Annotated in this window: 20 protein-coding genes and 1 tRNA gene; 8 read left to right on the plus strand and 13 right to left on the minus strand. The window is 71.2% G+C overall.

Annotated elements, in window-relative coordinates; translation table 11 throughout:
• Window positions 1-192: 192 nt before the first annotated feature.
• The 3 genes from HNR73_RS21380 (at window position 193) to HNR73_RS21390 (ending at window position 2,113) form a co-directional block, all read left to right on the plus strand.
• Window positions 193-966, plus strand: a complete 774-nt coding sequence (locus HNR73_RS21380) for an NAD-dependent epimerase/dehydratase family protein (RefSeq protein WP_184789340.1) — start codon at window positions 193-195, stop codon at window positions 964-966.
• Window positions 967-1,098: 132 nt separating this feature from the next.
• Window positions 1,099-1,470 (plus strand): VOC family protein, encoded by a 372-nt coding sequence (locus HNR73_RS21385; RefSeq protein WP_184789341.1) that lies wholly within the window; start codon window positions 1,099-1,101, stop codon window positions 1,468-1,470.
• Window positions 1,471-1,708: 238 nt separating this feature from the next.
• Window positions 1,709-2,113 (plus strand): hypothetical protein, encoded by a 405-nt coding sequence (locus HNR73_RS21390; protein WP_184789342.1) that lies wholly within the window; start codon window positions 1,709-1,711, stop codon window positions 2,111-2,113.
• A gap of 73 nt (window positions 2,114-2,186) precedes the next feature.
• On the opposite strand, the gene HNR73_RS21395 is transcribed toward HNR73_RS21390, so the two are convergent.
• On the minus strand, window positions 2,187-3,554 hold the full coding sequence (locus HNR73_RS21395) for a cystathionine beta-synthase (RefSeq protein ID WP_184789343.1): 1,368 nt from the start codon (window positions 3,552-3,554) through the stop codon (window positions 2,187-2,189).
• Between the two features lie 49 nt (window positions 3,555-3,603).
• Between HNR73_RS21395 and HNR73_RS21400 the strand changes: the two genes are divergently transcribed.
• Together HNR73_RS21400 and HNR73_RS21405 are read left to right on the plus strand one after the other, a co-directional pair.
• Complete coding sequence (locus HNR73_RS21400; RefSeq protein WP_184789344.1) at window positions 3,604-4,380, plus strand: SGNH/GDSL hydrolase family protein; 777 nt, start codon at window positions 3,604-3,606, stop codon at window positions 4,378-4,380.
• A 62-nt stretch (window positions 4,381-4,442) separates the two neighbouring features.
• A complete protein-coding gene (locus tag HNR73_RS21405; protein WP_184789345.1) occupies window positions 4,443-5,315 on the plus strand; it encodes an alpha/beta fold hydrolase in 873 nt (290 codons plus the stop codon).
• On the opposite strand, the gene HNR73_RS21410 is transcribed toward HNR73_RS21405, so the two are convergent.
• Together HNR73_RS21410 and HNR73_RS21415 are read right to left on the minus strand one after the other, a co-directional pair.
• Entirely contained in the window at window positions 5,312-5,638 is a 327-nt protein-coding gene (locus tag HNR73_RS21410) for a hypothetical protein (protein WP_184789346.1), read from the minus strand. The genes HNR73_RS21405 and HNR73_RS21410 overlap by 4 nt on opposite strands.
• Window positions 5,638-6,417, minus strand: a complete 780-nt coding sequence (locus tag HNR73_RS21415; RefSeq protein ID WP_184789347.1) for a Bax inhibitor-1/YccA family protein — start codon at window positions 6,415-6,417, stop codon at window positions 5,638-5,640. The genes HNR73_RS21410 and HNR73_RS21415 overlap by 1 nt, the downstream gene beginning before the upstream one ends.
• A gap of 196 nt (window positions 6,418-6,613) precedes the next feature.
• Between HNR73_RS21415 and HNR73_RS21420 the strand changes: the two genes are divergently transcribed.
• Both HNR73_RS21420 and HNR73_RS21425 read left to right on the plus strand, forming a co-directional pair.
• Entirely contained in the window at window positions 6,614-7,495 is an 882-nt protein-coding gene (locus HNR73_RS21420) for a hypothetical protein (RefSeq protein WP_184789348.1), read from the plus strand.
• A gap of 74 nt (window positions 7,496-7,569) precedes the next feature.
• Window positions 7,570-8,448: a hypothetical protein gene (locus HNR73_RS21425; RefSeq protein WP_184789349.1), complete on the plus strand. Its 879-nt coding sequence runs from the start codon at window positions 7,570-7,572 to the stop codon at window positions 8,446-8,448.
• Between the two features lie 251 nt (window positions 8,449-8,699).
• On the opposite strand, the gene HNR73_RS21430 is transcribed toward HNR73_RS21425, so the two are convergent.
• A tRNA-Leu gene (locus tag HNR73_RS21430) sits at window positions 8,700-8,781 on the minus strand.
• Window positions 8,782-8,921: 140 nt separating this feature from the next.
• On the opposite strand from HNR73_RS21430, the gene HNR73_RS21435 reads away from it, so the two are divergent.
• Window positions 8,922-10,703 (plus strand): DUF6311 domain-containing protein, encoded by a 1,782-nt coding sequence (locus HNR73_RS21435; RefSeq protein WP_184789350.1) that lies wholly within the window; start codon window positions 8,922-8,924, stop codon window positions 10,701-10,703.
• Between the two features lie 21 nt (window positions 10,704-10,724).
• Here the strand turns inward: HNR73_RS21435 and HNR73_RS21440 are convergent, their stop codons facing one another.
• From HNR73_RS21440 to HNR73_RS21480, 9 genes are all read right to left on the minus strand, one after another.
• On the minus strand, window positions 10,725-12,062 hold the full coding sequence (locus HNR73_RS21440; RefSeq protein ID WP_184789351.1) for an NAD(P)/FAD-dependent oxidoreductase: 1,338 nt from the start codon (window positions 12,060-12,062) through the stop codon (window positions 10,725-10,727).
• Between the two features lie 52 nt (window positions 12,063-12,114).
• The gene (locus HNR73_RS21445; RefSeq protein WP_184789352.1) at window positions 12,115-12,669 is read right to left on the minus strand and encodes a hypothetical protein; all 555 of its coding nucleotides are present in this window, start codon (window positions 12,667-12,669) and stop codon (window positions 12,115-12,117) included.
• On the minus strand, window positions 12,670-14,061 hold the full coding sequence (locus HNR73_RS21450; protein ID WP_184789353.1) for a DUF58 domain-containing protein: 1,392 nt from the start codon (window positions 14,059-14,061) through the stop codon (window positions 12,670-12,672).
• Window positions 14,058-15,104: an AAA family ATPase gene (locus HNR73_RS21455; RefSeq protein WP_184789537.1), complete on the minus strand. Its 1,047-nt coding sequence runs from the start codon at window positions 15,102-15,104 to the stop codon at window positions 14,058-14,060. The genes HNR73_RS21450 and HNR73_RS21455 overlap by 4 nt, the downstream gene beginning before the upstream one ends.
• Before the next feature lie 35 nt (window positions 15,105-15,139).
• Complete coding sequence (locus HNR73_RS21460) at window positions 15,140-15,652, minus strand: hypothetical protein (protein WP_184789354.1); 513 nt, start codon at window positions 15,650-15,652, stop codon at window positions 15,140-15,142.
• Window positions 15,649-16,407, minus strand: a complete 759-nt coding sequence (locus tag HNR73_RS21465; RefSeq protein WP_184789355.1) for a DUF4129 domain-containing protein — start codon at window positions 16,405-16,407, stop codon at window positions 15,649-15,651. Before HNR73_RS21465 ends, HNR73_RS21460 begins: the two co-directional genes overlap by 4 nt.
• Before the next feature lie 244 nt (window positions 16,408-16,651).
• A complete protein-coding gene (locus HNR73_RS21470; RefSeq protein ID WP_184789356.1) occupies window positions 16,652-18,196 on the minus strand; it encodes a methionine--tRNA ligase in 1,545 nt (514 codons plus the stop codon).
• Window positions 18,197-18,298: 102 nt separating this feature from the next.
• On the minus strand, window positions 18,299-19,294 hold the full coding sequence (locus HNR73_RS21475; protein ID WP_184789357.1) for a hypothetical protein: 996 nt from the start codon (window positions 19,292-19,294) through the stop codon (window positions 18,299-18,301).
• 282 nt (window positions 19,295-19,576) lie between these two features.
• Window positions 19,577-23,257 (minus strand): S8 family peptidase, encoded by a 3,681-nt coding sequence (locus HNR73_RS21480; protein ID WP_184789358.1) that lies wholly within the window; start codon window positions 23,255-23,257, stop codon window positions 19,577-19,579.
• Between the last annotated feature and the right edge of the window lie 33 nt (window positions 23,258-23,290).

Below are 23,290 nucleotides of genomic sequence, written 5' to 3' on the forward strand. Positions count from 1 at the left end.
TCGCCGCACGCGGCGGGATGGACCCGGAACCGCCCGAGCGCGAAGGGACCGCGCGGTCGGCGGTGTTCGAGGAACACCGGACACCAACGTCCTAGCCGCCCGCCGGCCGGGCCCCTGACGAACCCGGACCGAGCGGCGTCGGAACACCGACGATCCACACCCCGCCGGCCGCCGACCCACTACCCTCCCCCCATGCCCTCCCTAGCCATCACCGGCGCGGCCGGCGCCATCGGCTCGCTCCTGCGCACGCGCCTGCGCGACGACGCCGAACGCCTCGTCCTCCTCGACCGCGTGCCGCTCACCGCCGCCGACGACGGACGCGAGCGCGTCCACACGCTCGACCTGGCCGACGGGCCGGCCGTCCACGCGGCGCTCGACGGTGTCGACGCCGTCGTGCACATGGCGGGGATCGCCGACGAGGCGCCGCTCGGCGACCTCCTGACGGCGAACGTGCTCGGCACGCAGCACGTCCTCGAAGCCGCGCGGCGCCACGGGATCCGGCGCGTCGTCCTCGCCAGCAGCAACCGGGTCGGCGGCTTCCACCCCAACGGCCACGTCACCACACCCGAGGACCCGCCGCGGCCCGACGGGCTCTACGGCGTCTCCAAACTCGCCGTCGAAGCCCTGGGGCGCCTCTACGCCGACAAGTTCGGCGTCTCGGTCGTCTGCCTGCGCATCGGAAGCTTCGAGGCGCGGCCGAGTTCGGTGCGGGAACTGTCGACGTGGCTGAGTCCCGACGACTGTGTCGGCTTCGTGCGGGCGGCGCTGACGGCCGAGGCGCGCTTCTCGACGGTGTACGCGGTGTCGGCCAACAAGCGGCGCTTCTGGGCGCTGCCTCCGGCGGCGTTCTACGCGCCGGTCGACGACGCCGAGGCCCACGCCGACGGCATCGACGGCGGGCTCGATCCCTTCGCGCCCCAGGGCGGGCACTACGCGTCGGCGGAGTACACCGAGAGACACCTGTAACTTGACATCACATCGCTTATCTCCCAAGGGCCGCGGAAAGTCCACAAAGGACGATTGACCAGCTGTGACGGCCCCCGGCCGCCGTGTCACCGGGCTTGCCCCGGATCCATTGCTACGGCACAGTAACTTTCCATGGAACTGCTGTGCGCCATGTATCCCGTGGAGGACCTGGACACCGTCGCCGAGCACTACCGGGCGCTCGGTTTCGTCGACGTCGCGCGACCCGACGAGGACACCCTCCTGCTCTCCTCGGGCGAAGGTCCCGTCACCGTCATGCTCGAACGCCACCCACTGGAGATGAAGGCCGGCCCCGGCCCCGTCTTCCACATCGACGACGTCGCCGCCTTCCACGCCGAGAAGCCGGAGCTGCGGTGGCTCCTCCCCCCGACCGAGATCGCCACCGGCCACTACGCGGTCTTCGCCGACCCGGCGGGCAACCCCGTCCGGCTCGTCGACTTCACCCGCGACAGCGGCCGCTACGCCAGGCTCTTCCACCGGCGCTGACCCGGCCGGGGTTCACTCCGAGTGACCACGACGAGCACCCGGCCGCGCCTCCATCCGCACCCGGCACGCGGATGCGCAGGTCATCGCGTCGCGTCACGGTCCGGCGACGTTCCGTCGACGACTACGCGCTGGCACGAATCCGCGATTTACCACCATGCGACCGCCTCGTAGAGTCGGTCACGTCAAGGCGACACACTAAGACCGCGAATCACCGATAAGACCGAGGGGAACACCTGACATGACTGACGACAGCTACGTGGGCGACATCGATGGCGACGGCGTCGACGACTCGGTCACCGCGTACGACACCGGTGACGGCACCGAGTACGTGGTCGACCTCGGCAACGACGGCACCGACGACATGGCGATCTACGACGAGGGCAACGACGGCACCGTCGACGAGGCGCTCGTCAACGCCGACGGCCAGGACGGCATGGAGACCTACGTCGCCGACACCGACGGCGACGGCGCGCTCGACTACGCCGAGTCCGACCTGAACAACGACGGCGTCATCGACGACTCCGAGGTCTACGGCGAGGACCAGGACGGCACCGCCGGCGACTACTACCAGGCGGACGGCGCCGAGGGCACCGACGCGACCGACTCGGTCCTCAACCCGCTGGACCCGAACGCCTCGGTCTAAGCACCTCGCGCACAAGCAATCCCCGGTCTCCTTGCCCACCAAGGAGACCGGGGATTATCGCGTTCCGGGGCGGTCAGCCCGCCTGCACGTACACCAGCAGGTCCTGCCGCGTGATGACCCCGCGCGGCTTCCCGTCGATCAGCACCAGTGCCGCGTCGTGCTTCTCCAGCAACGCCACCGCGTGCGCGACGGGCTCACCGCCGCCGATCATCGGCAGGGGCTCGCTCACGTGCTTCTCGACCGGGTCGGCCAGCTGCGCGCGACCCGAGAACACCGCTTCGAGCAGGTCGCGTTCGGCGACCGAACCGGCGACCTCGCCGGTCACGACCGGCGGCTCGGCCTTGAGCACCGGCATCTGCGAGACGCCGTACTCGCGCAGGATGTCGATGGCGTCGCGGACCGGGTCCGTCGGGTGCACGTGGACCAGGTCGGGCAGGTCGCCGCTCTTGCCCGCCAGCACGTCGGCGACGGTCGTCTCACCGCTGGTGGTGAGGAAACCGTAGCGGGCGAGCCACTCGTCGTTGAAGATCTTCGACAGGTAGCCTCGGCCGCCGTCGGGCAGCAGCACGACCACGACCGCGTCGGGACCGGCCTCGCGCGCGACCCGCAGCGCCGCCTCGGCCGCCATCCCGCAGGAACCGCCGACCAGCAGCCCCTCTTCGAGGGCGAGCCGCCGGGTCATGGCGAAGGAGTCCTTGTCGGAGACCTCGATGATCTCGTCGGTGACGGAGGTGTCGTAGGCCGAGGGCCAGAAGTCCTCGCCGACACCTTCGACGAGGTACGGGCGGCCCGTGCCGCCGGAGTAGACGGAGCCCTCCGGGTCGGCGCCGATGATCTTCACCCTGCCGCCGGAGACCTCCTTGAGGTAACGGCCGACGCCGGTGATCGTCCCGCCCGTGCCGACACCGGCGACGAAGTGGGTGATCCTGCCGTCGGTCTGCTTCCACAGTTCCGGGCCGGTCGTCTCGTAGTGCGAGCGCGGGTTGGCCGGGTTGCTGTACTGGTCGGGTTTCCAGGCACCGTCGATCTCGCGGACGAGCCGGTCGGAGACCTCGTAGTAGGAACGGGGGTCGGCGGGGTCGACCGCGGTCGGGCACACGACGACCTCGGCGCCGTAGGCGCGCAGGACGTTGCGCTTGTCCTCACTGACCTTGTCGGGGCAGACGAAGACGCACTTGTAGCCGCGCTGCTGGGCGACGATGGCCAGGCCGACGCCGGTGTTGCCGGAGGTCGGCTCGACGATGGTCCCGCCCGGCTTGAGCAGTCCGGCCTTCTCGGCGTCATCGATCATCCGGACCGCGATGCGGTCCTTGACGCTCCCACCGGGGTTGACGTACTCGACCTTGGCGAGGACCAGGGCCTCGGCGCCCTCGGTCACCTTGTTGAGTCGAACCAGCGGGGTTCCCCCGATCAGGTCGACCACTGATTCGTAGTAGTCCACGCGGGTAGCCTATGGCACAGGCCACCAAACGAACGGGAAGGAGCCGGGCATGAGGCTGTCCACACTGCTGCGCCGGGCCGGTTACTCGGCGGCGATCGGAGCGGGTGTGGCGGTCGTGACCGGCACCGCCGTGATGGCGATCGAGCTGTACGCGGCCAGACGCGCGCGGCTCGAACACGCCGCGCACGGCCCCCACATGCGGATGTGGCTCGGCGACGCCGACGCGACCCCCCTCAAGCTCGTCATGCTCGGCGACGGGCTGTCGGCGGGTGTGGGCGTCGAGGACGCCGGCGACACCGTCGGCGGCGTGCTCGCCGAACTGCTCGCGGGAGTGCGGCACTGGGTGGCGCTGTCGAGTGTCGCCGTGCCGGGCGCCGACACCGCCGACCTGCACACCCAGGTCGCCCGCGCGCTGCTGTCGGAGCCGCCGGACGTCGCGGTGATCCTGCTCAACGGGCTCGCCGAGACGATGCATCCCTCGGAGTCGGTCGCGCAGCTGGCCGGCGCGGTCCGCAAGCTCAGCGCGGCCGGAACCTCCGTCGTCGTGGGCACCTGCCCGGACCTGTCGTCGCTGCGGGCGCTCGCCCAGCCCCTGCGGGCCATCGCGGGCTGGCGCGGTTCGCGTCTGGCCCGGGCGCAGGCACCGGCCGTGCGCCTCGCCGGCGGCGTGCCCGTCGACCTGGCCTCCCGTTGCGGTGTCGTGTTCCGCACCGACCGGGGCATGCTCTGCCCCGACGGGCTGCACCCGTCGGCGGAGGGCTACCGGACGCTCGCGCACGCGCTGTACCCGGCGGTCTACGACGCGGCCTCGCGGGCGCGCACCTAGGACTGAACGGTCCCCGGCGGGGGTATCGCGACACGGTGCCGTCCCCGACCGAGGAGCCGCCCGTGTTCACCGGATTCACCCTCGACCACATCGACGTCGGTGACGTCGTCCTGCGCGTCCGCCACGGTGGGGAGGGACCTCCCGTCCTGCTCCTGCACGGGCATCCCCGCACGCACGTCACCTGGCATGCCGTCGCCGAGAGGCTCGCGCCCTTCCACACCGTCGTCTGCCCGGACATGCGCGGATACGGCCAGTCCGGCAAACCGGAGCCCGCCGACGACCACTCCCCGCACTCCAAACGGGCCGTCGCCGCCGACGGCGCCGAACTCATGCGCCTGCTCGGCCACGAACGCTTCGCCGTCATGGGCCACGACCGGGGCGGCCCGGCCGCGCTGCGGCTGGCCCTGGACCACCCGGAGCGGGTAGCCGCCCTCGCCCTCGGCGACACCGTCCCGATCAGCGAGCACCTGCGGCGCTGCGACGAGCGTTTCGCAACGGCGTGGTGGCACTGGTTCTTCTTCGCCCAGCCCGACAAGCCCGAGCGGGCCATCCTCGCCGACCCGGCCGCCTGGTACGGGGGCACGCCCGAGCACATGGGCCCCGAGGCCTGGGACGACTACCAGAAGGCGATCCACGACCCGGCGGTCGTGCGGGGAATGCTGGAGGACTACCGCGCGGGACTGACCGTCGACCGCGCGCACGAGGACGCCGACCGCGCGGCCGGACGGCGGGTGGACTGCCCACTGCTGGTCATGTGGTCGACCGAGGACGACCTGCTGGAGCTCTATCCCGACCTGGACGCGATCTGGCGGGAGTGGTCTGCCGGGGAGCCGCGCATGGTGCCGATCCACAGCGGTCACCACATGGCCGAGGAGGCGCCCGGCGAGGTCGCCGGGGCCCTGCGGGCGTTCTTCACGGAAGTGGGCTGGGTCTAGGCGAAGATGACCCGGTGCGTCTCCCGCAGCGACACGAGGGCCTTGTCGCCGGTGAGTTCGTCCGGGCCGGCCGCGTCGAGGTCGGCGGCGACGACGCGCAGCTGGTCGGGGAGGGCGTAGTCGTTCTCCAGGTGCGGGACCCGGCGGAGCTGACGGCCTTCGACGTCGGCACAGAGATCGGCGAGGTGCTGTACGAGCTCGTACAGCACCTCGCGTCGCGTCCGGGAGCCCGAGGCGGGCGTCGTGGCGCGCCAGCGGGCCGGTCCCCAGCCCGCCACCTGACCGGCGACGCGTTCGGCGAGGACGCCGATGGTCTCGGTCACTAGCGGCGCAGGTAGGACAGCAGCTTGAGGATCTGCCAGTACAGGAAGATCAGGCCGGCGAGCATGCCGAAGGCGGCGGCCCACGCGTACTTCTTCGGGGCGCCGGTGCGCACGCCCATCTCGACCATGTCGAAGTCGAGGACGAAGGTCATGGCCGCGACGATGATGCAGACGACGGTGAAGCCGATCGCGATGAGGCCGGCCTTCTCGTTGAGGTCGTAGACCTCAAGGCCCATGTTCGCGCCGAAGAGGTACAGCACGAAGTTGATGAAGCTCAGGGCCATGATGCCCAGCACCGCGCCGATGGTGATCTTCTTGAAGCGCGGGGTCGCGCGGATGACGCGCGACTTGTAGAGCAGGGCCATCGTGGCGAACACACCGAAGGTGCCCATCACGGCCTGGATGACGATGCCGGGGAAGCGGTTCTCGAAGACCGCGCTCACCGCGCCGAGCATGAGTCCCTGCGCGACGGCGTAGGTGATGATCACGGCCGGGTTGGTGATGGTCGTGAACCAGGAGGCGAGGATGACCGCGAGACCGACGATCGAGCCGACCGCGATGAGGACGGGCGCGACCTTGGGCGCGATGGTCCACATGTTCCAGGCGACGGCACCGGCGATGCCGGTGAGGGCGATCAGCCCGATGGTGCGGATGACGACGTCGTCGAGGGTCATCGGCGTGACACGGGGGGCGTTCACCATGTGCCCGTACTCGGGGGCGGGCGCCTGCTGCCGGGATCCCTGTACCCACCGGTTCAGCGCGGGGTTCGAGCTGCGCACAACTTCCTCCTGTGGTCGAGCGTCAGGACAAGAGTAGAGCGCCGAAACGACAATCCGGTAACGATCCACGCCGAGGGCGGCATGCCCGCAGGTCACGGGCCCGGCCGTGCGGGGGCAGTGTTTGCCGACACGTCCGGGGTGCGTCAGGATGGGCTCCGCCCACGCCCGAACGCCCGAGCCCGTAAGTGAGCACGCCTTGCCCGACATCGCCTCCGGCGGCCCCGCCCTGCCGCCTGCTGTCCCGCCAACTCCGGACCTGCCGACTCCGGACCTGCCTCCCACCCCGCCCCGCCGTCGGCGCCGGTGGCCGCTCCTCCTGTTTCCCGTCGCCGTCGCCGTCGCCGTCGCCGCGGCCGTCTTCCTGCCGCCGCGTCCGGTGGCGGAGCTCGTCCAGCCGTCCGGAGACGCCTTCACCGGCACTCCGGCCGCGCTGTGGGGACCGCCGGAGGACCTGACCGTGCCCCCGGCCCGCTCCGTCGGCCCCTTCGGCCGGGAGATGGTCGCCGACGCCCTCGAAGACGCGCGCGGCGCGCTCATCGCCGGGCGTGTCACCTGGGACCGCGACGGGGACGCCTTCGGCGACCGCTTCGCCCCCGGCATACGCGAGTGGATCGGCGAGCTCGTGACCGACACCGGCCGGACCTTCCTCGTCAGCGAGTTCCGGGCGGGGACCGCCGCCCGGCCGGACGTCCGGGTGACCGGCGACTTCGCGTTCTCCACGGAGATCGACGACCACGGCCGTCCGGTGCTCCAGGTGCGGACGCGGACGGTGTGGGCCTACGCCTTCCCGCACGCCGGGCGTGATCGCCCGGTGATGCTCTCGGTGACCGTGGACTGGTGGTTTCCGCATCCGGACGGCACCACCGCGGAAGGCGTGGGGATGTGGATGCACCTGTCGCAGGTCGATGTCGCCGGCGCCGACTGCGCGGATCTCCGGCTGGGCTACCTGAGTCCGGGCGAGCCCGCCACCGCGTCGGGGCCGCGCGACGACTCCGGCCGGATCGACTGGGCTGCCATCGGAAAGGTCGGGGACGCGCCCGAACCCGGCCCGGACGACCTCTGTTTCCACGAGGGCTGAAGCCCGCACCAACGCGAACCCCACCAAGAACCCTGCGGCCTCCCTCGCCGCCGTCGACCCCACCCCGAGGAATCATGGACCCCTTCCACACCCTCCGCCGCCGGCGGCGTGTCCGCGACGTGCTCAAGACCGCCTTCGGCATCACCCTCACCGTCATCGTCTGCGGGCTGCTCATCACCGTCGGTCTCGCCCGCGCGGGCGTCATCGACCTGCCGGTCGGCGACGGCGGCTCCGACTCCGCCGGCCCCTCGGACGAGGCGAGCGGCCCGTCCTCGCCTTTCGACGGCACGCCCGCCGCCGAGTTCGGCACCTTCGCCGAGCTGAAGTTCCCCAAGGCGAAGGCGACGAAGCGTTTCGGCAAGAACACCGTCGCCGATGCCCTCGACACCGTCCGGGACATGATCGAGGCGGGCCGCGTCGACTGGCCGTCGAAGCCGCAGAAGCCCGCGGCCTTCGCGAAGCGCTTCGCGCCCTCACAGCGTGACGACATCGCGGAGATCCTCGGCGGGTCGGAACGGCTGGCCTATGTCAGCGCGATCCTCGACGGGCGCTCGCTGGTCGCCGAACCGCGCGTCACCGGAAGCATTTCAGTGAAAGAAAAACTCACCGCGAACACTGTGCGCGTCCTGGAAATCCGCACGAATCTGGTCTGGGCCTACGGTTTCGACGGTCCGCTGCTCGCCCCCGGCGACAACCTCCTGGTCCTCAACACCCAGCAGGTGTGGCAGTTCGGCCGCGAAGGGGAGGTCCGTCCCGAGGACGAGGGGCTGTGGCCGGCCGACACCGGCTACTTCGCGCAGAACATCGAGTGCGGCCATTTCGACGACGGCTTCCTCTCCGCATACCGCGCCGATCCCGCGCAGTACGGCGAGGGGACTCCGTCGGGCGATGACCCCGACGCGGCCTTCGATCCCGAGCTAGATCTCTCGAAGGTCGGCGACGACTGCCACTGACGCGCTTCGCGTCGTCCCAGGTGGGCCGCCGTCCGGTTCAGGACCGGCGGCGGCTCGACCCCTTACGAATACTTTGACCGTTATCGATGGGCCAATCGGCGTGGGGGGCCGCTCCGGTCGGCAGAAAAATCTTGACCGGACGGCGGAACCGCACGCCAGGGGATGTCGTCCAAGATGAACACCGGTGGCCCACCACCACACCGACAGCGAAAGAGCCGACGTCCTCAAGGGACCATCGGCTCTGAACGCGGTGCCCGGGGAGGGACTCGAACCCTCACGCCTCGCGGCAACTGCTTTTAAGGCAGTTGTGTCTCCCGTTTCCACCACCCGGGCGTAGATGACACGGTAGCGGTGATCTGGCTCTCAGCGCTCCCCTGAAATAAGCCGTATAGAACGCTTATCCGGCAAAGGGTTCGTAACTTTTTTGCCGGTGTCGCGAGAAGCCCGCGGCCGCGCGCGGCTAAGGTGCCGTTGTGGCAACGATCCCCCGGTGGCGACGCCGCCTCTCGCACCGGATCTCCACCGACCTGACCGCCGCCGCGACGTACCTCGCCCTGGCCGTCTACATCGGACACCAGCTGCTCGCCGCCCCCAACTCCCGGCTCCTCGCGCGCAACTGGCAGGACCAGGTCCTCATCGAGTGGTTCCTCGCCTACGGCAGCCGGGTCTGGCTCGGCGACTTCGATCTCGTCACCGACCGCCTCAACTCCCCCGACGGCGTGAACCTCATGTCGAACGCATCCCACATCGCCCATGCCGTCCTCCTGGCACCGGTGACGTGGATCTGGGGCGCGCCGGTCAGTTTCGCCGTCGCTCTCGTGCTGAACCTCGCGGCGACCGCCCTCGGCTGGTACCTGCTGTTCTCCCGCGAACTGGTGACCTCGCGGATCGCGGCCTTCACCGGCGGCCTCTTCGCCGGTTTCGCGCCCGGCATGATCTCCCAGTCCCAGTCGCACCTGCACATCTCGGCGGGATGGCTGACACCGCTGCTGTTCTGGTGCGTCATCAAGCTCTGGCGGTCGAAGCGGCCGGTCCGCTGGGGCGCGTTGCTCGGGGTGCTCGCCGCCGCGCAGCTGTTCGTCGGCGAGGAGGTCCTGTTCTTCGCCGTGGCCGCCACGGCGATCTTCGCGATCGCCTACGCGGCACAGAACTTCGCCGCCTTCAAGGCCCGCGTCATCGAACTCGGTCTCGGGTTGTGCACGGCGGCCTTCATCGGGCTGGCGCTGGTCGCCTATCCGCTGTCGGTCCAGTTCACCGGACCGCAGCACCTCATCAACGCGCCCTTTTCCGCCGAGTACTTCAGCGCCGACCTGCTGTCCTGGATCGCCTACTCGCCGCTGACCTGGGCCGGCGAGGCCACCGACATCACACCGATCGCGCCGAACCACACCGAACTCAACACCTTCCTCGGTCCGGTGCTCATCGTTCTGGTGGTCGTCACGACGGTGTTCCTGTGGCGGCGAAGGCCGGTCGTGCGGCCCCTCGCCGTGGTCGTGCTGCTGATGTTCGCGCTGTCGCTCGGGCCGGAGATCATCATCGGCGGCACCCGCACAGGCGTTCCCGGGCCTTACGCCCTCATCGCCGACGTGCCCGTCATCGACGCCGCCCTGCCGACCCGCTACGCCCTCGTGGCCATCCCGGTCATCGGCGCGCTGCTGGCGTTGATCGTCAACGCGGCCAAGCCTCGCGGCCTGCTGACCGCACTGCGGCTCCAGCTCGGCGGACTGCCCGGCGACCGGCACCTCGTCGCCCGCTGGACGACGCTCATCGTCGTCGCCATCGCCCTCGTCCCCTTGTTCCCGACCACCCTGCCGGTGGCCCCGCGCATGCCCATCCCCGACTTCATCGCGAGTGGACAGTGGCGCGACTGCGTCCCGCCCGGCGGCGTGCTCGTCCCCGTCCCGCCGCCCACGCCGGGAAACCCGAACACCATGCGCTGGCCGGCCTACGCCAACGGCGCCTTCGGCGTCCCCGAGGGCTTCTTCCTCGGCCCCTACGGCAAGGACGGCGTCACCTCGATGGGCACGTGGTCACGCGGGACGGCCCGCATCTGGCGGGACGTGTGGGAGACCGGCGCCGTACCGGTGATCGACGACGAGCAGCGGGCCAAGACCCGCGAGGACCTCGCGGCGTGGAAGGCCGACTGCGTCGTCATCCCCGACTACGGCCGCCAGTCGGAGCTCATCCGGGTCACCACCGACCTCATGGGACCCGGCGAGCCCTTCGGCGACGTGTGGATCTGGCGGGTGCCCTGACCGGACACCCGCCGGAACCGCTCAGGCCTGCGGCGGCCTGCTGGCCTCGCTGAACGGGTCGTGCGGTTCGTGCAGTTCACCGAGCTGCACGATCTCGCGCTTGGTGAGCAGCGCCAGGGTCCAGTCGGCGACGACGCGGACCTTGCGCCCGAAGCCCGGCACCCGCATCAGGTGGTACGAGCGGTGCAGGAACCAGGCGAAGATGCCCTTGGCCTTGATCCCGTAGACGTGCGCGACGCCCTTGTGCAGCCCGAGGCTGGCCACCGAACCGGCGTACTTGTGCCGGTACTCGACGGGCGGCTTACCGCGTACCGCGAGGACCAGGTTCCCCGCCAGCCGGACCGCCTGGCGCACGGCGTGCTGCGCGCTCGGCGAGCAGAACGCGCCCGGCTCGCCGGTCAGGTCGGGGACCTGCGCGCTGTCGCCGGCGCCCCACGCACCTTCGAGGACGTTGCCGTCCTCGTCGGCGACCTGGAGGGTCGGCAGGCAGATGACGTGGCCTTTCGGGCCGATCGGCAGATCGCTCCGGCGGACCATCGGGTTCGGCTTTACCCCGGCGGTCCACACGATGGTGTCGGCGTCGAACTCGGCGCCGTCGGAGAGCACGACGTGCTTGTCCTCGCAGGACTTCAGCAGCGTGTTGAGCCGGATGTCGAGGCCGCGCTTGATGAGCTGCTGGACGGTGTAGACGCCCATGTCGGGCCCGACCTCGGGCAGGATCTTCTGGCTCGCCTCGACCAGCACCCAGCGGGTCTGGTCCATCTCCAGCTCCGGGTAGACCCGGATGGCGTCGCGGACCATGTCCTCCAGCTCGGCGAGGGCCTCGATCCCGGCGAAGCCGCCGCCGACGAACACGAAGGACAGCGCGCGGCGGCGCACGTGCTCGTCGGTGGTCGTCGCGGCGATGTCGAGCCGCGACAGGACGTGGTTGCGCAGGTAGATGGCCTCGCCCATGGTCTTGAAGCCGATGGCGTGCTCGGCGAGGCCGGGGATGGGCAGGGTCCGCGAGACCGATCCGGGGGCCACGACGATGTGGTCGTAGGAGACCTGGCGGGCCGGGCCGACGATGGGCTGGACGGTCACCTCGCGGGACGCGTGGTCGATGCGGGTGACGAGCCCGGCGAGGATCGTGCACTTCTTGAGGTTGCGGCGCAGCGAGATGACGCCGTGCCGGGGCGAGATGTGCCCGGCCGCCGCCTCGGGCAGGAACGGCTGGTAGGTCATGTGCTGGTTCGGGTCGACGACGACCACTTCCACCGCGCCTTTGCGGATCTCGGTGCGGAGCTTGCGACTCAGGCGCTCGGCGACATAGAAACCGACATGTCCGGCGCCGATGATGAGAATCCTCTTGCGGTCCACCACGCCATCATTGCGCCGATGGCGACCCGCCGGTAGCGATTCGGAAGCGACGTCACAGTTTTCGGAACACCAGCCAGGCGAGGACGCCGCCCAGACCGACGACCGCGGCGAGCCCGGCGAGGCCGTAGGCGATCGCGTCGGTGCGCCCGAACAGGCGCGGCAGCAGGCCGACCAGTGCCGACGCGGCCGCGGCGGCGAGCAGCACCAGGCCCGTCCGGCGTGCCCAGCCGGTGACGACCTCGGGCGTGACGTAGGTGTCCGTGCGCATCGTCACGGCCTGCGCCGCCGAGGTGTGGTGCGTGTAGAGCAGCGCGCCGAGAAGAAAGGCGAGGGCGTAGGAGTGCTCACCGGTCAGAGCCCACACGGCCACACAGGTCACGATCAGCGCCGTCGGCCAGACCTTCATCGGGCGGACCGTGGGCAGGATGGGCAACACGAGCGCGAACCCGGCCGCACGGGCCGCGCCGATCGCGGGCGCGGCGGCGGTGACGACGGCGAGGAAACCGGTGACGTAGACCGAGGTCCGGACGGCCATCGCGCCCGGCTGCGTCCGACGCAGCCAGGCCCGTCCCTGGTGGTAACGCTGCGCGAGGCGGGAGTCGTTCATCTAGATCATCGCCTTCCCCGAGGCGGACATGCGGGTGACGTCGCGCAGTACCTGGTCGAGGCTGCCGGCGCCGCCCCAGCGCACGACCGGCACGCCGTGCTCGCGCAGTTCGCCGATGGCGTTCTCCCGGTCGAGGCGCCACAGGCGCTCGGCGTGCGCCGACCACACGCCGTCGTGCTCGGGCCGCACGTGCTCCGGGAGGGTGTCGACGGCGACCAGGAAACGTCCCGCGCGGGCCAGCCCGGCCAGCGCCGAGAGGCTGCTGTCGTCGAGGAGCGGCGTGAGCATGACGACCAGCGCGTTGGGCGGCAGCGCGCCGGAGCGCAGGAGGCGCGTGTCGGAGCTGACGCCGTCGGCGACCCGGACGCCCAGGAGCCATTCGAGCGTCGACAGGTAGTGACGGCGGCCGGTGCCCGGGCGCAGGCGCCGGACGCGCGGGCCGAACTCCAGGCAGGAAACGCGGTCGCCGCGATGCAGGTAGTGCTCGGCGATGGCGGCGGTGGCGCGGACGGCGGTGTCGAGGACCGAGGCCTTGCCGTCGACGCCGCCGGAGGTCCCGGCGTCGACGCCCACGTCGAGGAGCAGGACGACCTCGGCGTCGCGGTCGGAGAGGGTGTGGTTGACGTAGAGCTCGCGGGCCCGCATCGAGACGCGCCAGTCGATGCGGCGGAGACGGTCGCCGGGCTGGTAGGGCCGGACCCCGGCCAGTTCGCCGCCCTCACCGGGACGGCGGGAGCGGTGGGTGCCGCCGAGGCCGGAGGCGCGCGGCATGGCCTCGTCGGCGGAGAAGGGCTCGCCGACGGGGTAGGTGCGCACCCGCTTGGCCTCGGCGGGGAGGGTCTCGTAGTGGAAGAGGTTGTCGCAGGCGTAGGTGTCGGCCAGGACCGGCCCGAAGAAGTGCGCGCCCCAGCGCATCGCGCGCCCCGCGACGACGATCGAGTTGCCCATCTCGGCGCCGACGGAGGCGGCGTAGGTGCCGTGCCCCTGGCGCAGTCTCACCCACGGCGACACCCCCGCGCGCAGGACGGCGGTGCTCAGCGGCACCTCGCCGGGGTTGGCCACGCGCATGCGCGCGTGCACGTCGCCGCCTTCGGCGCCGACGTCGGTGCCCAGTTGGAGAGTGACCGTCGGCAGGGCCGTCGGGCGTGAGCGCAGTGCGACGGCCGTGCCGATGATGAAGGGCAGGGCGAGGATCACGAGGTCGACGCGTCCGAGGAGGACGCCGAGGGCCGAGGCCACGGCGATCACGACGAAGGCGCGCGACAGTGCCCGCGTCGGCCGCCAGCCCGGCCGGTCCGCGGCGGCGGGTGCGGACGCCTGGCCGCGACGGCGGGCGACGAAGTCGTCGGCCGCGCTGTCGACGCCCCGAATTCCCCGGTCGCCGCTCGTCATCGCGGGTTCTGGTACTTGTAGACCGGGCTGTTCGGGTCGATGCCGGCCTGCGCCGGGGCGGCCCCGCCGGGGGCGCCGGTGTAGGTCGGGAGCCGCTCGGAGGCGGGGACGGGCGTCGACTCGCAGATCTCGGCGACGATCTGGGCGGGGTCGACCCTGCGCAGCCACATCTCCGGCTTCAGCGAGATCCGGTGGGTCAGGGCCGCCACCGCGACGCCCTTGACGTCCTCGGGGATGACGTAGCCGCGGCCCGACAGGACCGCGCGCGCCCGCGCGGCCAGCAGCAGCGCCAGCGACCCACGTGGCGAGGCGCCGACCTGGACCATGGAGTGCGCGCGGGTCGCGGCGACGATGTTGACGATGTAGCGGCCGATGGAGTCCTCGACGGCGACGTCCTCCAGCGCGGCCTGCATGGCAACGAGGGTCCGGGCGTCGACGACCTGCTCCAGCGTCGCCTCCTCCCTGCGCCGGGCGAGGCGGCGCTGGAGGACCGTCCACTCCTCGTCGGGCGTGGGGTAACCGAAGGAGACGCGCAGCAGGAAACGGTCGAGCTGCGCCTCGGGCAGCGGGTAGGTGCCCTCGTACTCGATCGGGTTGGCCGTGGCCAGGACGTGGAAGGGCGCGTCGAGCGTGTAGGTGGTGCCCTCGACGGAGACCTGCTTCTCCTGCATCGCCTCCAGCAGCGCCGCCTGCGTCTTGGGCGGCGTTCGGTTGATCTCGTCGGCGAGCATGAGGTTGGTGAACACCGGCCCGGCGCGGAAGCTGAACTCGCCGTTCTTCTGGTCGTAGAGGAAGGAGCCGGTGAGGTCGGCGGGGAGCAGGTCGGGGGTGAACTGCACGCGCCGGAAGTCGATGCCGAGGGTCTGGGCGAAGCAGCGCGCGGTGAGGGTCTTGGCCAGGCCCGGGAAGTCCTCAAGGAGGACGTGCCCGCCGGCGAGGATGCCCGCGAGGACCAGTTCGAGGGAGTCGCGCTTGCCGACGATGACGGTGCCGACCTGGTCGAGGACGCGCTGGGCGGCGGCGCTCACGTCGTTGAGCGACATCGCCCGCGTCGGCTGTGCTTCGGTGGCCTCGGACATCAGATCTCCTCAATACGTGCGATGTACCAGTCGAGCTGCGCCGGTGTGGGGGTCACGGCCAACGGGTGGTGCAGGAAGCTCCACAGGTGGTCGCCGATGATCGCGTGGGCGCGGCCCGGGTCGGTGGTCATGGTGACGCTGTGACGCTGACGGAGGCGTTCGTCGGTGAGGTCCCGCAGCCGCGTGGTGACCGCCCGGTCGTAGCGCTCGGGGTCGCCGGCGGACCACGAGAGGCGGTTCTCCCAGCGGTTGACCTCGGCGAAGGGCCGTTTGGCGACCAGCGCGCCGCTCTCCCGCACGATCGGCACCGACGGGGTCCGGTCCTCGTGGGTGGAGCGGACGGTGCGCACGACCTTGCGCAGGACGAGCGCGAGCAGCACGACACCGCCGACGTACCAGGCGTCGAGGCGCTTGCCGAAGAAGACGGAGAAGGTCTGGACGGCCGCGGTCGTCCCGGCGGTGATCGCGAAGGTCCACAGGGCCCAGCGGACGTTCGCCCGCGTCGCGCTCACGACGACGCTCCGTTCGGGGCGGACTCGGCGGCCGCGCGCGCGGCCGCCTCGTGGACGGCGGCGGCCAGTTCGGCGTCGATCTCGGTGAGGGCCTGGCGGGCGTCGGCGCGGACCTGCTCGGTGACCTCGTCGGGGGCGTAGCGGGCCTGCCGGTAGCTGTCGGCGAGGCGCTGGAGGGCGCGGTCGTTGACCCGGTGGGCCGAGAGCAGGCGCGTCACGAGGTCGCCGGGGGTGTCGGCGGCCATGCGCGCGGTCCCGGCGCCGGCCGCGGCCTTCTCCAGGCGCAGCCAGCAGGCGATGACGGCCTTACGCGGGTCGTCGCCGGCGTCGATGTCGGCGAGTCCCGCCCGCACGACCTCGCGCACCTCCTCGGCGCTGGACTCCTGCTCGGCGGGGGCGTCGGCGAAGTCGAGGGGCCGCACCTCGCGGAACCTGCGGTTCTCCAGGTAGTTGCGCAGGATCATGATCACGGCGAAGACGATGACGCCGGCGAAGAACGTGAGGATGGTGCCGACGACCACCCAGAAGAAGGGGTGGACGCCCGACTGGGCGCCGGCCTCGGCGGCCGGGGGTGGTGGTTCTGGCCGCTGGGTCTCCTCGACCTCGGTCGGACTCTGCGAGACGCCGAGGATGTCGTCGAGGGTGGGGACCTCGACGTCGGCGGCCTTGAGGTCGACGATGGAGGCGGCGCCGGCGATCAGCATCACCAGCGCGGCGATCGCGAGCAGCGGCGCCCATCTGCGCAGCTGTGCCATACCCCGCCTCCCGTTTCCCTCGCCGACCCCTGTACCGACGCGGGCTCCCCGAAAGCAAAACCTTCCGAAGCGAGCCGCGTCAAGACCCACTTGGCGGCTGTGGCCGAACTGTGCCGGGGAGTCGCCCTGATTGTCACCCATGGGCCGTGGCGCCCGCCGTCCCGGCCGGACCGCCCGCGTCATCCACATACGACGGACGGAAGCGAGCGTCCCGGGCGGGAAACCCGCCCGGGACCGGCCGTTCTCAGGCCGCGGTGACCCGGTCGGACTCCGCGACCTCCAGCCGCGGGTAGACCGGCGCCGCCGGTGCCACCGTCGTCCCCTCGCCGCACTGCTCCGCCACGCGCGCGGCGAGGCCCGGGGTGAAGGCCGCGAGTTCGGCGCCGAGGACCCGGCAGGCGTGTACGAGCAGCGACAGGACCGTGTCGAGCCGGACGCCGTCGACGAGCGAGCCGCCCTTCTCGCCCTTGGCGAGGTCCCAGGGGCGGTTGGTCTCGACGAAGCGGTTGGCGGCGTCGACCGCGCGGACGATCGCGCCGGTCGCCGCGCGGAAGTCGAAGTCGGCGACGGCCTCGCCGACGGCCGCGGGCAGCGCGTCGAAGACCTCGGCGAAGGCGCGGTCGGCGGCGTCGACAAGCGTGTCGGGGATGACGACGGCACCGTCGCGGTAGCGCCAGGCCATGCTCACGACCCGGTTGACGAGGTTGCCGAGGCCGTTGGCGAGGTCCTCGTTGGCGCGCGTGACGAGCCGTTCGACGGTGAAGTCGGCGTCCCCGACGCGCGGCACCTCCCGCAGCAGCCACCAGCGCAGGGCGTCGGCGCCGTAGGTCCCGGCGAGGGCGACGGGGTCGACGGTGTTGCCCAGCGACTTGCCGATCTTGCGGCCGTCGACGGTCACGTAGTCGTGCACGAAGATGTCGCTGGGCAGCCGCACGCCCGCCGACAGGAGCATCGCCGGCCAGTACACGGCGTGGAAGCGGATGATGCCCTTGCCGATGACGTGGACCCGGCGGTCGCCCTCGGTCCACCAGCGGTCGAAGTCGGGCGCGGGCGCGTCGTCCTCGGACCCGTAGCCCAGGGCGGTGATGTAGTTGCCCAGCGCGTCGTACCAGACGTAGACGACCTGGTCGGGGTCCCCGGGGACCGGGACGCCCCAGCCGTGCGCGCGGGCGCGGGAGCGCGAGATGGAGAAGTCGTGCAGGCCCGACTCGATCAGCGACAGGACCTCGTTGCGCCGGGACTCCGGCTCGACGCGCAGCTCGCCGGAGATGATCAGCTCCTTGAGACGGTCGCCGTAGCGGGAGAGCCGGAAGAACCAGTTCTCCTCGGCGACGAGCTGGGGTTCGACGCCGTGCTCGGGACACTTCCCGTCGGCGAGGTCGGCCTCGGCGTAGAACTGCTCGCAGCCGACGCAGTAGCGGCCCTCGTAGTGCTTCTTGTAGAGGTCACCGGACTGTTCGCAGGCGCGCCAGAGCTTCTCGACGCCGGGCCGGTGGCGCGGGTCGGAGCCGGTGCGGATGAAGTCGTCGAAGCTGAGGTCGAGTGGGCCTCGCAGGCCCTCGAACAGGGCGGCGTTGCGGGCGACGAGTTCCTCGACGGTGACGCCTTCGGCCGCGGCGGCCTTGACGTTCTTCAGCGAGTTGTCGTCGGTGCCGGTGAGGAAGCGCACGGGCTCACCCCGTCCGCGCTTGTGCCGGGCGAGGGCGTCGGCCTGGACGATTTCGAGGGTGAAGCCGATGTGGGGCGCGGCGTTGACGTAGGGGATCGCGGTGGTGAGGTAGAAGGTCATGGCGGGTCCTCGACTGTGGTGACGGGGCCGCCGGACAAAGAAGAAGGCCCCGTGAAGGGGGCCTGGTGAGTATGCGAACGCACCGCCCCTAGAAGGGGCGCGTCATTCGGGTGAACGTGACGGTTCGCATGAGGAGATCGTACCGGGCTCCGCCGCGGCGCTCTCCCGCCGCTCCTGGTCGAGGCGCGCCTTGCGGATGACGCGCAGGTGCACGTAGGTCAGCAGGGCGGCGAGGGGGTAGAAGATCACCAGGTCGAGGATCCAGGCGGCGGGGACGTGGACGACGCGGTCGCCGATGGCCACGCCGTTGAGGACGGCACCGTCGTCGAGGCCTTTCGTCCAGCTCTCGATCGAGCCGTCGCCGGGTTTCCCGTCGAGGATCCACTCGCCGTGGCAGCGGGTCGTCAGCCCACGGGAGTTGAGGCAGTCGGTGACGGTGATGGCGACCGGGTCGGCGGTGACCATGGCGAAGGCCGAGAAGGTCGGGAAACCCCAGAAGAAGAGGTAGGCGGCGGCGAGCAGGCCCCAGCCGAGGGCGCGGACGAAGGCCGGCGGGCGGCCCGCGCGCTCCTCGGGCGTCCGCTCGGGGGGAAGGCCGCGCTTCTCGCGGCGGACGTCGCGGACGACCTTGACGGCCAGCGCCCCGGTCAGCAGGACCGCGATCGGGTAGACGATGGCCACGTCGAGGATCCAGGGCACCGAGCCGGTGGCGACCCGCCCGCCGATGTGGACGCCGTCGATGATGTCGCCGGACTCGTACTCCTGACGGGAGTCGGTGAAGCGGCCTTCGCCGGCGCTGCCGTCGGCGAAGGTCCAGGTGCCGTCGCAGCCACCTGTGTTGCCCTTGCCGCTGCCGTTGTAGCAGTCGGTGACGGTGATCTGGATCGGTTCCTGGGTGAGCAGGAAGACCAGTGAGAAGCTCGGGAAGATCCAGAGGAAACCGAAGACGCCGATGAACAGGGCGTAGGCGAAGACCGCCCCGGCGAGGTTGCGGCGAGGCGGCTTCCGCCGGCCGGACGAGCCGGAGACACGCGCCTGCTCCGGCGCGTCCCAGACACGGGGACGCTTCTTCGGGGTGGCCTCGGACGGCTCGGACATGTCGGTGGTCCCCTTCGCTGCTCGGGACGTGCGGCGATGGGAAGGATAACGTCGCCGCGCCGCCCGAACCTTGAGCGGATCTTGAGGAGGGGACGGCAGGGACGGGTATGGCGGCGGACCCGGTAGCCCGCCTCCCGCCCGATCCCTCCCCGCGTCCCATCCCCCGTGAGCTCTCTCCCCACCACCGGCACCTCCCCAAGCCCCCGAACGGTCTCTGGTCTTCCTCCAGCAAAAACGGCCCCCGTCCGCGGCGAGGCGGGCGGGGGCCGGAGGGGATGGGCTTTACCGCAGCCCGAAGGCGCGGATCACCTCCTGGGTAACGGTGTTGCCCGCATCGTCCCGCGCGGTCGCGCGGATCGACACGTACTTCGAGGCGTCCTTGGGCACGGTCATCGTGCTCTTCCAGCCGCCGTGCCCGTCGGCGACGAGCGAACCGGTCTGCCAGGTCGCGCCGTCGTCGTAGGAGAACTCGAAGGTCGCACCGGTGACACTGCCGGCGCCGGTCACGCCGGGCATGTGCGAGGCCTCCAGACCGAAGGACACCTTGCTGCCGGCCTTGACGTCGCCGCCGAGGTCGGTGTCGACGGTGTAGTCCAGCTGGAGCAGCGCCAGGGCGCGCAGCTCGTCGGCGGTGTGGCCTTCGGAGGAGAACTCCCACTCGGTGTGCGTCCGGGTCGAGTACTCCCAGGCGTCGGGCCGTTGCGCGTCGAGGACGAGCCGGTAGTCCTGCCGTTCCATCGGCAGATCCAGGTAGATCGCCTGCCAGACCGACTGCTTCAGCAGCGTCTCGCCCTGGTAGAGCTTCAGGTCGAGCGCCTCGTCACCGAGGAAACCGGCGTGCCCGCGACCGGAGTCGGTCCACGGCGTGATGTTGATCGTGGTCCACGTTCCCGGGTAGCGCACGGGCTGCCAGGCGCCGAGGCCGAGGCGGGGACGCACGACCGGCTGGAACCAGTTCCTCGTCTGCCGCGAACCGGGCGCGTACACGTCCCGTCCGCCGCGCGACTCCCAGTCGAGCCCGGCCGAGTAGGCGATCTCGTGGTACTCGGTGCCCTCGGGCGCCGAGACCCATTCGGTGCGCACCGACGGGACCGGCAGGTACTCCGCGAACCCGATCGCGCGCGGCGACCACGGCCGCAGGTCGTAGCGGAAACCGCCGCCCTCGCCCGGGGTCTTGCCGTGGTAGCGGGCGTCGACGCGGGCCAGGTCGCGCTTGGCGGGACGGTAGGTCAGGTCCGCCGGGACCGCACCGGGGTGCGGGTCGACGAGGTCGTAGACGAAGGGGGTGTACTTCGTGGAGACCGCGGTCAGCGGGATCCCCCACCTGGCGAGCCGGATCAGCCCGGCGCCCTTGTCGGCCTTGAGCGAGGCGACCAGCAGGCCCTCGGTCTCGTAGTACTCCGACAGCACGCCCGGTTCGTCGTTGACGACGATCAGCAGCGCGACTCCCGCGGCCTTCGCCGCGGCGGCGCGTTCGGCCGCCGGGACCTCGTCGTCGCGGGTGATCACCGCGATCTTGCCCTTCGCCCTCAGGCCCTCGTAGTCGGCGGCCGCGCCCTTTCCGGCGTAGACCGTCGGCTTGGCGAGCCAGCGGAAGTCGGTCTGCGTCGAACCGGCCTGTACGAGCGCGTCGATCTCCCCGAGCCCGAACAGGCTCAGCGTCAGCGGGGAAAGGCCCTTGCGCCAGCGGGCGTAGAACTCGAACTCGCCGACGGTGACCGGAGCGGTCGGGGTGACGTAGACGTCCTCGACGTACAGCGGCAGGATCGCGCCGTTGTCCATCACGGAGACGTCGCTGAGCTTGCGGTGGGTCCAGACGTGGCGCTGGCGGTCGACGGTGTCGACGGGCGCCTCGGCCTCGCTCTTGACGGCGGTGCGGGCGTCGAGGACGACCGTGGTGTCGCCGTCGAGCACGATCTCGTTGGCCAGCAGGATGACCAGCGAGCCGTCGGCGGCGCCGTCGGGTCCGGGCTGGTCGAGGAACATCGTGATCGCGTAGGTGCTGGGCGACAGCCGCAGCTCGGTCTCGCCGTCGATCGCGATCGGGTAGGGCTCGGCCCATTCGAGGCTCTGGATCCCGAAGGAGCCGGTGGCGGGCGCGCCGTCGCGGCCGATCACCTTGACGGTGAGGCCGTAGCGCTCCTCCTCCTTGACCAGGCCGAGGCCGGTGTGCGCGACGGCCGTTCCGGCGACCGAGGCGGTCACCTTGCCGCCGTAGGTCTTGCCGAGGGGCAGCGGGCCCGGGGTCGCGACGACGTCCACGGTGGAGCTTCCACCGGCGGGGACGGTCACTGTCGAGCTGGAGAGGCCGAAGGCGCCTTCCGGGGCGGCCGTACCCGTCTGGTCGGCGACGGCCAGCGTGAGGTCGAGCGTCACGTCGGTGTCGCCGGTGTTGTCGTAGGTGACCGTCTTGGTTGCCGGACCGTCCTCGTGCGGCCAGTCGTAGAAGCCGAAGTCGATCGAGCCGGTCGCGGTGATCGTCGCCGACACCGCGGCGGCGACGTCGACGCGGCCGGTGCCGATCTCGTAGGGCGTGTAGGCCAGCTGCTTCGAGGTGCTCATCAGCGCGTTCTTGATGCGCTCACCGGACCAGCCGGGGTGCTGCTGTTTGAGGATCGCGGCGGCACCGACCATGTGCGGTGTGGCCATCGAGGTGCCCGACATCGACTGGTACAGGCCGGATCCGTCGGCGTACTGGGAGCGCGCCGCCGAGATGTCCACACCTGGCGCGGACAGGTCGGGCTTGAGGGCGTAGCTGCCGGTGAGCGGTCCCTGGCTGCTGAAGTAGGCGATCTCGTCGCTCTTGTCGACGGCGCCGACGGTCAGCGCCGAGGACGCCGAACCGGGCGCGCTGATGCAGCCCGAGCAGCCCGAGTTGCCGGCGGCGATGACGAAGAGGGTGCCGGAGGCGGAGAGCTCGTTGACGGCCAGCGACATCGGGTCGCCGCCGTCGTCGGGGGCCTGGCCGCCGAGGCTCATGTTGACCACGTCGGCGCCCTGGTCGACGGACCATTCCATGGCGTCGATGATCCAGGAGTCCTGGCCGTAGCCGGAGTCGTCGAGGACCTTGCCGACGATGACGTCGGCGCCGGGGGCGACACCGGTGTGCTGCCCGTCGCCGACGCCGGAACCGGCGATCGTGGAGGCGACGTGCGTGCCGTGGCCGTGCATGTCGTTGACGCCGTTGGGGCTTCCGGTGAAGTCCTTGGTGACGGTGATCCGCTCGGCGAGGTCCGGGTGGGCCGCGTCGATGCCGGTGTCGAGGACGGCGACGGTCGTGCCGGTGCCGTCGTAGCCGGCGGCCCACGCGTCGGGCGCGCCGATCTGCGGCACGCTCTGGGTGAGGTCGGCCTTGACCTTCCCGTCGAGCCAGAGGTGGTCGACGCCGGAGGACAGCGCACGGGCGTGGCCCGAGGACGTCAGGTCGTCCCAGAGACCACCGGGCTCGTCACCGTCCACTGTGTACGCGGCGGCGTTGATGCTGGACAGCGCTCGCCCCGTCCCGACACCGTCGAGTGTGGACAGACTGCGCGGCATGGCCGAGCCGTAGGAGGCGATGACCGGGATGCCGTCGGTGTAGCCGTATTCGAGCAGGAGGTCGACGTTGAAGAGGTCGATGTCGACGGACTTGGCCGTGACGAAGGGCATCGCCTCGTCGGGGATGACGTAGGTGCTGCCGTTGAAGGTCTGGGTGCGGACGCCGCCGGTGGCGCCTTCGGGCCGGTCGACCTCGATGGTCGAGGTGCCGTCGCCGAGGGCGTGCACGCGAACGACGTCACCGGTGAGGAGGGTGACGGAGCTGTCCGCGGGCACGCCCTGCGGCGTGGCGATGATGGACGGGGAAGGGGCCGGGTCGGCCGCCTGCGCCGGGGCCGCGAGCCCGGAGAGGGCGATCGCGGGCGCCACGGTGAGCGCGAGCGCGGGCGTGAAGCGCCGGGCGACGCGTCTTCTGCTTGGGGGCATGCGCATCTTTATATGTGTCCAGGTGGATGCGCG

The organism is Phytomonospora endophytica (genome assembly GCF_014202425.1).
Taxonomy (GTDB): Bacteria; Actinomycetota; Actinomycetes; order Mycobacteriales; family Micromonosporaceae; genus Phytomonospora; species Phytomonospora endophytica.

Excerpts from the sequence above, each read along its gene's own strand:
- HNR73_RS21400 (WP_184789344.1), top strand. The coding sequence starts at position 3,604 with ATGAGGCTGTCCACACTGCTGCGCCGGGCCGGTTACTCGGCGGCGATC.
- HNR73_RS21470 (WP_184789356.1), bottom strand. The coding sequence starts at position 18,196 with ATGACCTTCTACCTCACCACCGCGATCCCCTACGTCAACGCCGCGCCC.
- HNR73_RS21425 (WP_184789349.1), top strand. The coding sequence starts at position 7,570 with ATGGACCCCTTCCACACCCTCCGCCGCCGGCGGCGTGTCCGCGACGTG.
- HNR73_RS21380 (WP_184789340.1), top strand. The coding sequence starts at position 193 with ATGCCCTCCCTAGCCATCACCGGCGCGGCCGGCGCCATCGGCTCGCTC.
- HNR73_RS21390 (WP_184789342.1), top strand. The coding sequence starts at position 1,709 with ATGACTGACGACAGCTACGTGGGCGACATCGATGGCGACGGCGTCGAC.
- HNR73_RS21480 (WP_184789358.1), bottom strand. The coding sequence starts at position 23,257 with ATGCCCCCAAGCAGAAGACGCGTCGCCCGGCGCTTCACGCCCGCGCTC.
- HNR73_RS21450 (WP_184789353.1), bottom strand. The coding sequence starts at position 14,061 with ATGACGAGCGGCGACCGGGGAATTCGGGGCGTCGACAGCGCGGCCGAC.
- HNR73_RS21385 (WP_184789341.1), top strand. The coding sequence starts at position 1,099 with ATGGAACTGCTGTGCGCCATGTATCCCGTGGAGGACCTGGACACCGTC.
- HNR73_RS21455 (WP_184789537.1), bottom strand. The coding sequence starts at position 15,104 with ATGTCGCTCAACGACGTGAGCGCCGCCGCCCAGCGCGTCCTCGACCAG.
- HNR73_RS21465 (WP_184789355.1), bottom strand. The coding sequence starts at position 16,407 with ATGGCACAGCTGCGCAGATGGGCGCCGCTGCTCGCGATCGCCGCGCTG.
- HNR73_RS21445 (WP_184789352.1), bottom strand. The coding sequence starts at position 12,669 with ATGAACGACTCCCGCCTCGCGCAGCGTTACCACCAGGGACGGGCCTGG.
- HNR73_RS21475 (WP_184789357.1), bottom strand. The coding sequence starts at position 19,294 with ATGTCCGAGCCGTCCGAGGCCACCCCGAAGAAGCGTCCCCGTGTCTGG.